General features: G+C 31.4%; 7 protein-coding genes. All 7 read right to left on the bottom strand.

Translation table 11 applies throughout. The features are described 5' to 3' along the window. Window positions 1-509 precede the first annotated feature (509 nt). The 7 genes from DXA54_RS21700 to DXA54_RS21670 all read right to left on the bottom strand — a co-directional run bounded on the left by DXA54_RS21700 (window position 510) and on the right by DXA54_RS21670 (window position 8,112). Window positions 510-2,252 (bottom strand): ABC transporter ATP-binding protein, encoded by a 1,743-nt coding sequence (locus tag DXA54_RS21700; protein ID WP_004292670.1) that lies wholly within the window; start codon window positions 2,250-2,252, stop codon window positions 510-512. A 6-nt stretch (window positions 2,253-2,258) separates the two neighbouring features. Next, the gene (locus tag DXA54_RS21695) at window positions 2,259-4,055 is read right to left on the bottom strand and encodes an ABC transporter ATP-binding protein (protein ID WP_118420357.1); all 1,797 of its coding nucleotides are present in this window, start codon (window positions 4,053-4,055) and stop codon (window positions 2,259-2,261) included. Window positions 4,056-4,062: 7 nt separating this feature from the next. Continuing rightward, on the bottom strand, window positions 4,063-4,569 hold the full coding sequence (locus tag DXA54_RS28605; RefSeq protein ID WP_227035123.1) for a methyltransferase family protein: 507 nt from the start codon (window positions 4,567-4,569) through the stop codon (window positions 4,063-4,065). Window positions 4,570-4,754: 185 nt separating this feature from the next. After that, window positions 4,755-5,432: a methyltransferase gene (locus tag DXA54_RS21685; RefSeq protein ID WP_120080642.1), complete on the bottom strand. Its 678-nt coding sequence runs from the start codon at window positions 5,430-5,432 to the stop codon at window positions 4,755-4,757. After that, the gene (locus tag DXA54_RS21680) at window positions 5,429-6,223 is read right to left on the bottom strand and encodes a methyltransferase domain-containing protein (RefSeq protein ID WP_004292661.1); all 795 of its coding nucleotides are present in this window, start codon (window positions 6,221-6,223) and stop codon (window positions 5,429-5,431) included. The genes DXA54_RS21685 and DXA54_RS21680 overlap by 4 nt, the downstream gene beginning before the upstream one ends. Next, on the bottom strand, window positions 6,213-7,019 hold the full coding sequence (locus DXA54_RS21675) for a hypothetical protein (RefSeq protein ID WP_004292659.1): 807 nt from the start codon (window positions 7,017-7,019) through the stop codon (window positions 6,213-6,215). Before DXA54_RS21675 ends, DXA54_RS21680 begins: the two co-directional genes overlap by 11 nt. Further along, window positions 7,003-8,112, bottom strand: coding sequence for a saccharopine dehydrogenase NADP-binding domain-containing protein (locus tag DXA54_RS21670; RefSeq protein WP_004292658.1), 1,110 nt, complete (start codon window positions 8,110-8,112; stop codon window positions 7,003-7,005). Before DXA54_RS21670 ends, DXA54_RS21675 begins: the two co-directional genes overlap by 17 nt. Between the last annotated feature and the right edge of the window lie 3 nt (window positions 8,113-8,115).

The following is an 8,115-nucleotide window of genomic DNA, read 5'->3' as shown; positions in this document are numbered from 1 at the left end:
GTTGTATATAAAGGTTTAATACCTGTAGTTGGCCGAATACTTACGTTGTAGCAAATGCTCTCATTTGAATATAAACAAATGTACGCATTAATGGAGATAATGCAGAAAAACCATGAAGCATATACGACTCACTGCCACTCTCCATTTGTAGATGTGTGAAAGTAACAATCCATTAATGGACAATAGGGTATATAAAGGACAGATTTCCCGTATATTCGTCTCCTTATTCCTGAATTATGAGCGTAAGTCACATAATTATGGAGAGATATCCACCCTTTAATGGGGAGAGCTGTCGGCAAATATTTGATGGAAATGCCCCGAAAATCACAGGAGAATAGCCATACAATGGGCTGATACACAATAATTATTGGATAAACGTGGTCTGCTCCTGCAAACAGCAAGTTGTCTTTTCGTTAAACGAAAACAGGACGGTTTAACGGCGGAAACGCCGCCAAACCGCCTCCCCCCAAAAAGCTCCGGAGTCGGCTTTGATTTTCCTTATGCCATCTCTATACATTTACTTTCCAATTACAGGATTTTTCTTGAATATCCCATAAATGAGCATATAATCCCTCATCTTTTAATAATTGTTCATGTGTCCCTTGTTCTACAATATTTCCACCATCTAAAACAATAATTTTATCAGCATCACTTATTGTTTTTAGTTTATGCGCTATAACTATAACAGTTCTACCTTGTATTAAAGAATTGATTGCATACTGTATTTCCACTTCATTTTCTGGATCTAAAGAAGCTGTTGCTTCATCTAATAAAATTACAGGAGCATCTTTTAATATAGCACGTGCAATTGAGATTCTCTGTTTTTCTCCTCCAGATAAGGTACATCCACCTTCACCTATCATTGTATCATATCCTTGAGGTAAATGTATTATAAAATCATGACATTGAGCTTTTTTAGCCGCCTCTATTATCTCATTATCTGTAGCATTCTCTTTACCAAATCGAATATTATTCTTTATGGTATCCTGAAATAAATATACGTCCTGAAATACCATTGAAATGCGTTGCATAAGTTTCTCAGGATCAATCTCTCGTATATTTTTGTTACCTAATAATATTACACCTTTATCAGGATCATAAAACCGAGCGCAAAGTTTCATCAATGTACTTTTTCCACTTCCAGAAGGCCCAACTATAGCAGTTAAAGAACCTTGTTTCATTGTAACACTTATATCATGTAGGATATATTTATCATTATACCCAAAAGATACATTTCTAAATATAATATCTCCTTGTTCCGGGGCATCTTGTGTTCCTGACATTTCTGGTTCATTTAGTAAATTCAAAATACGTTCACCTGCAATAGAATAATAACGGAATTCTGCAAGATTGATTAGTGCTAATGTTAGTGGGTCAAAAACTCTGGAGCCAACGATAAGGAACATCACAAAAATAGCAACAGAAAGTTTTCCTCCAATTAAAAGGTATGTACCACATAATATCATCAAAGTAAGTCCCATACGAAGAAGGGTTACAGACAACATGACAATAGGTCCAATCAGAGCTTCTGTTTTGATATTCGCACGTTTGAGATCATTAAATGCTTCCTGTAAACGGATGAACTTTATTCCAGTCATATTATATGCTTTGATAACACGTATACCTTGTAAATATTCTTCCATTCTGCTACTGGCACGTATTTTAGCCAGAATTTGAGTTTGCCCTAGTTTCTTTTGAATACTAGAAGTGAAAATAAGTATTAAAAAAGAAATAGGAAGGGATAAAAACATAGCAATAGACATCTGCCAATCTACGAACAATAAACCTAAAAAAGCAAAAATAGGCATGACCAGTGCACCAAGCAATTGAGGAAGATGGTGCGACATCCCTTGTTCTGTCATAGCAAAATCAGTTATTAACATGGAAGATAATTCTCCAGAATCTTTTTTATAAAGAAAACCTAATGACAACTTGCGTAAATGTTCGGCTAAAGCAATACGACCTTCTGCACTAATATTGTATGCTTCCCGGAAATTTGCATTATAGGATTTCTTTTCTCCAAAAATCATAAAAATTATGTATACAAACATTATCACAATCAGCCCCCATAATTTAGATATGTTTAGAGGAGTTCCAGTTCCATCAAAAGCTTTAAAAAGGGTATTTATAACTTCTATTGAAAGACAAAAGGGAACTATATTTATAAAGTTTGCAAGCATTGTATACCCCACAGGCTTGTATAAACGTTTGGTTTGTCCTATAGTAATATGTTTTATAGCCTTTGTAATCATATTATTTCATTTTTTTAGATTTAACTTCCAGTTATGTGCATTTATATAAGCATTCCACATATTTTTATATATGCCTGTAGTAACATGAAGTTCGTCATGTCTTCCTTTTTGAACTAAACATCCTTCCTTAAAAACAAGAATTTGATGAGCAGAGGTGATAGAAGACAATCTATGAGCTATGATAATAACAGTTTTACCTTTTATTAACTTTTGTAAGGCCTGTTGTATTTTATATTCATTTTCTGGGTCAGCAAAAGCTGTTGCTTCATCTAATACTAAAATAGGAGAATTTCGTAAAATAGCCCTAGCTATACAAATTCGTTGTGCCTCTCCTCCAGAAAGAAAAACGCCTCTCTCTCCGACAATCGTATCATATCCTTTAGGAAGACTTCGAATAAAATCATCACATTGGGCAGCTTGAGCAGCTTGTATAACATCCGATAAACTAGCTTGAGTATTTCCTGCTGTAATATTGGCATATATGGTATCATTGAAAAGAAACGTATCTTGGAATACAAAAGACACGATCTCCAATAATTGGGGTGAGGAAATATTTTTTATGTTTATTCCCCCTATTAAAATCTCTCCAGAGGAAACATCCCAAAAGCGAGGAATGAGATTGGCTATTGTTGACTTCCCTGACCCAGAAGGTCCAACCAAAGCTGTTACTTCACCTTGTCGAGCGATAAAAGAGATATCCTTCAGCGCTTCTGTCTTTGTCATATTTTCTCTATCTTCGTAAGCAAAACTTACATTTCTGAATTCAATATCATACGTCTGAGGTATTTGAGGAACAACTGGTTCACATAGTTTTTTTTCCTCAAATATTTTGTCTATACGTTTTACTCCTTCATTAATTTCTACAGTTCCTGAAGCTAAAAATGCGAGTTTATATACAGGGGAAGCTACTCCGGGCCCCATCACGATGAAAAAAAGATAAATTGCAGCTAATGAGATGTTTTTAGGATCAGAGGTCATTATTAATATTCCTACAGGAAGAATAAACGTGACTATTGAATTCAACAGAATAATAAATGCAATTATACCATTTTGATAGTTATTACAGCATTTTAAAGCAAATGTTTTATACGCTCCGATTTCGGCATTGAACTGCCGAAAAGAACGTATACTTTGTCCAAATATCTTTATAATTGGCATACCTCTCACATATTGAACAGCTGAAGCACTCATGCGTTCTTGGACATCAAAATAGATTTTCGTAAGTGCAGTAGCTCTTTTCCCTACAAAATTAGAAAATTGCATTCCTATACTTAAAAGTATGCATAATAGAGCGGTGAATGCCATCCAACCATTTAAAGAAAAAAAGATAATAAACATAAAAGTTATGGTTGCAAACACATTCACCAAATCGGGAATAGTGTGAGCTATAAAATGCTCTATTTTTTCGACATTTTGTTCCATGATTTTCTTTATACAACCGATAGATGTCGAATTTAAATATCCCAAAGACAACTGACCTATATGCTCTGAAAGTTTTATTTTTAACCCATATAAAATACGAAAGGCGGCTATGTGAGATAACATTAATCCCGCATACAAAAATAGTACACCCACAATCAAAGCAATAAAAGCAAGCCACCCCCAACTGATCATTAGCTCAGAATCTATCGTAGATAAATCAGAAGCATGAACAAGCAATTCCTTTAATATTTCATATATAGACCAAAATGGTATAAGTATACATAATGCACTTATAGCGGAAAATAACCCGGAGAAAAGCAATAAACTTTTTTTTTCTCCCGCAATTTCCAGTAACCTAGATAATCCTTCTTTTTTCTTCATTATTTATTTAAATATATATTGTCGTAGTTAGACAAATATTTGTCACAATAATTACCAAGTAGAAAATAGCAAACAGCCATAATTCCTGATTCATATAAGCTGGAGTTTTTTTAGCATATTCTTCATATTCTTTCTTGAAATGTATACATAATGAATATTTATTTTCTATATATACAATTACAAGATTAATACATATATAAATTATATATAAACATAATGTATGTATGGCTCCAAGCAGAAGAATAAAACTTAAATGACAAAATAGATCTCCCATTATCATCGGATTTCTCACTTTTTTATAGGGACCTTCCGTTATTAACTTTGAAGGATGCAAAAACCTATCTTTGGTTGCTTGCAGATTACAATTTACCACTTTAGTACCCCAAACAGACATAAAATATCCAATTAATGCAATAAGGATAATATTGTAAAGAACATTTTCCAACAGTATTACTTTTATGTCAAACAAAGAAAAAATGTTTAGTTTGAAGCGAGGTTGATTTAAGAAGGGCATAATATACCAAAGAATAGATATAAAAAAGCCCGAATAATACATTAATGTATATCTATTATTGCAAGATAAATCTAGTGTTTTAGACATATATTTACGATTCCCAACCTTAAATGCTATATAATAAGGAATCAACCAAAGAAATGAAATTATGGCCAAAATAATTTGGGTGGCCCAGCTAAAATAAATCATATTATTTTTGTATAATTTAAAAAATTACAAATAACCAACAATGCCATAAATAAAACTATAAATAATAGTTTTTGATCAAGGAGAACAGGGGTTTTCTTTCTATAAACTATAAGTTCTGATTTATAATATGGTTCTAAAGAATACTTAACCTGTATTTTTATCATAAAGAGATCTATAAATACATATATAGGGAATAAAATGCAAGTGTAGATTCCACCTGTTAATAACACCAAAGAAAAATGTCCTAATATATCCCCTATGATCATTGGATGTTGAACTCTTGCATATATTCCTTCTGTTAACAATTTACTTGGGGCATAAAATGCACTTTTAGTAGCTTCAATATTTTGAAAAACAGACTTTTTACCCCAAATGCCAAAGAAATATACAAACAACAGAAAAGAAACTGGAATATACAAAACATTAAAAAAAACAAATTCGCCATTTAACCAGTCATATATTCCATGCATCCTTGGTTGCTCTATAAAGGGTAATACATACCATATGAGTGCTGGATAAGTGCTCATAAAATATAACTTTTCCGGAAGCTTTGATTGTTTTTTTAATTGAGAATTATGTTTTTTGTAACCTAGTAGAAATGCGTAATAATAAACAATTAATCCACTTAATGAGATCAAACTAATTACTATGTGAATTATCAACTTTGTATTCATTGCTGTATTTTATTATTTTTATCTGTATTTAAATAAGTATTTTCTTCTATATCATTTTTCGAAGGCATTTTTACAGCTATAATTCCTGCAAAATTGTGCCATTTAATGAAAGTATCCATACATTGAAAACCGACATCAGATAGTAGACTCAAATTCTCTGTAAGACTCAATGGAATCAAAACGCCTCTCAAACTTTGAGCCTTTTTTATAACTTGTTGTTCATTCAAACCATTTTCTTGCTTAAAATCCCAATACAAGTCATTCCATATATCCTCAAACAGTGAATTTTCCGCCCTTATTTTCTCTACAAATATAAAAGCTCCACCTTCTACTAATCCATTATATATCCGTTGTAAGACTTTTTTTCTTTTCCATAAAGGTAAAAACTGTAACGTATACAATGATAAAACTAAATCTATATTAGCTAATTCATTTATTTCCTCTATATGTTGTTGTAGAAATTGAACTAATTCGCTACTACATTTTTTTCTTGCAATCTCTATCATTGGTAAACTTTCTTCGACTCCGATGAATCTCACATTCTTTTTTCTTGAATGCTTTTGTAATAAAAGAGAAATGGTTTCTCCTGTAGAGGAACCTAAATCATATACAACACTATTGTCTCTAATAAACCATTCACTTATTTCGATAACAGCCTTTTGTACTTCCTCGTACAATGGGACACTTTTTCTTACATGAGTGTCGAAATGTTGTGATACTTGTTCATCAAATTTCCATTCTCCTGGAATTGATGTTATCAAATCATCGACTAGCCCTTCTTTATTTCTCATATATCCTCCTTTTAAATATATAATTAATTCCTACAATATTTAAAATCTCAACTAATACTACATATAAAATAAATAGAGGTTTATACAACTCACTAAAGTTTCCCCACACAAAGAAACCTAAGAAATAAAGAAAAGAGAAAATGAGAATCGCTTTAGATAAATTCATAAAAAAAAGAATCCTATTACTGATATAATATATAATAATAGAAGAGAAAGCAGTAAAACCACTTATCATTCCAAATGTATATTTATCATAAGGTGAAACTGTAGAATAAGAAATATTGAACATTATTTCCCAAGTCTGTTCGGGGACTAAAATATTTACAATGTTCAATAGCAATACTCCTGCCTGCACTTGGAATAAACAACTTAAAACGGGAAGTTTTTGTTTCTTTGGTGCTATACCATTAATACTATGATTTAAATAAAATATGAAACTTCCAATTATAAGCCAAATAAAAGGTTCATAATCTGATGATATATGTACAATCCCTGTTTGAAGTTTTAGCAAGTACATAAAACCGCCCATAAATGCGACTAAGAAAGAACAGAAGCTAATAAGTCCTTTATATTTTTCGATATTTCTAAGAAAGAGAAAATAAATACAGAAAAAACCGAAGAACAAACATTCTTCTCGAAACAAGACAATTGTCAAGTCTGATGGTATATCATGGATTCCCATGTAAGAGTGAATTACATCCCATGAGAAAAATATCCAGGGAAAACCAGTGAAACATGCTATGGCACATAACCACAACATACACACAAGAATTTTCTTTTTAATTTTTATGTTCATAATATGAATATTTTATTCCGTAAAAGTCTAAATCCGACATAAAAGATTGGCAATTCAAAGAGTCACAAAGACAATTTAATCCTATTTTTGTTTTACCTTCTAAAATGTATTGAGTAGTAATAACAGCAGGTAATGCAGTATATAATAAATTATTTTTTGTATATAAATAGTAAAAGGTATCTATCTTTCTTTCTGGCTCTATTTTAGAAACTTGACAAATTACACTTCCCCACTTATTCTCTTTCTTAACGAGACGTTGATAATCATCTTGCAACATAAGTGTTGCTTTATTTAAATTATGTTTATAAAAGATCTTTATAAACATAAACTTCCCCATTGAGATATAGTCATTTAGCATAATGAATGTTGATATCTTTCTTATTTGTTTTAAAGAAGTAGCCAATTGAGTTAATTGTTCGTCAAATGATGGCATACATATTTTTTTATGTCCAATGAAAGGAAAAAATTTGTGATGTGTATATCGAAAAGGAGACACCTGTATTTCCTTTCCATGAGAATAAACATAGGAACGTGTTTTTCCCATAGATGATGCTGCCAGATCATAAGTTGAACTATATGACCAATTATCAACAGCACCATAATAGATATTAAAATTAGTATTTTCTGGGCTGTTTAAATGAGTCTCTATAATAGTTTTAGAAAATACGCCTGAAATACCAGGCATCCAACCAACACCTATAATAAAGCAAAGTTTCTGAGCTTCAATGCTTTTTTCATATGGTTTTAATAAATCACGCAAAATGCCATATCCTCCTATATCGATGTAGTGGCAATTATTTCTTAATGCATGTAAGGCAATCTTGTCATTTATTTTAAATGAAGGTCCAACAGCATTAATAACCAACAAACATTGAGAACAAAAATTATCCAATTCTACATCATTGTTATAGTTCATTTGGTTATACTTAAGTCGCTCACTATTATAAAATGTAGACATAGATATTTCTTTTATGGATCTCCTACCACCAATTAAAACATGGAAGTGAGTTTGTAGTTGTAATAAATATTTAACTATAATAGAACCAATTGTTCCAGTTCCACCTATTATTCCTATATATTTATTATAAACCATAAT

Source organism: Bacteroides sp. OF03-11BH, from assembly GCF_003604005.1.
GTDB classification, from domain to species: Bacteria; Bacteroidota; Bacteroidia; order Bacteroidales; family Bacteroidaceae; genus Bacteroides; species Bacteroides ovatus.
The sequence above is the reverse complement of the archived record's forward strand: the minus strand, read 5'-3'. Positions and strand labels throughout refer to the sequence as shown.

Bases quoted from the DNA above. Each gene is read 5' to 3' on its own strand.
- DXA54_RS21700 (WP_004292670.1), bottom strand. From the start codon at position 2,252: ATGATTACAAAGGCTATAAAACATATTACTATAGGACAAACCAAACGT.
- DXA54_RS21695 (WP_118420357.1), bottom strand. From the start codon at position 4,055: ATGAAGAAAAAAGAAGGATTATCTAGGTTACTGGAAATTGCGGGAGAA.
- DXA54_RS28605 (WP_227035123.1), bottom strand. From the start codon at position 4,569: ATGCCCTTCTTAAATCAACCTCGCTTCAAACTAAACATTTTTTCTTTG.
- DXA54_RS21685 (WP_120080642.1), bottom strand. From the start codon at position 5,432: ATGAATACAAAGTTGATAATTCACATAGTAATTAGTTTGATCTCATTA.
- DXA54_RS21680 (WP_004292661.1), bottom strand. From the start codon at position 6,223: ATGAGAAATAAAGAAGGGCTAGTCGATGATTTGATAACATCAATTCCA.
- DXA54_RS21675 (WP_004292659.1), bottom strand. From the start codon at position 7,019: ATGAACATAAAAATTAAAAAGAAAATTCTTGTGTGTATGTTGTGGTTA.
- DXA54_RS21670 (WP_004292658.1), bottom strand. From the start codon at position 8,112: ATGGTTTATAATAAATATATAGGAATAATAGGTGGAACTGGAACAATT.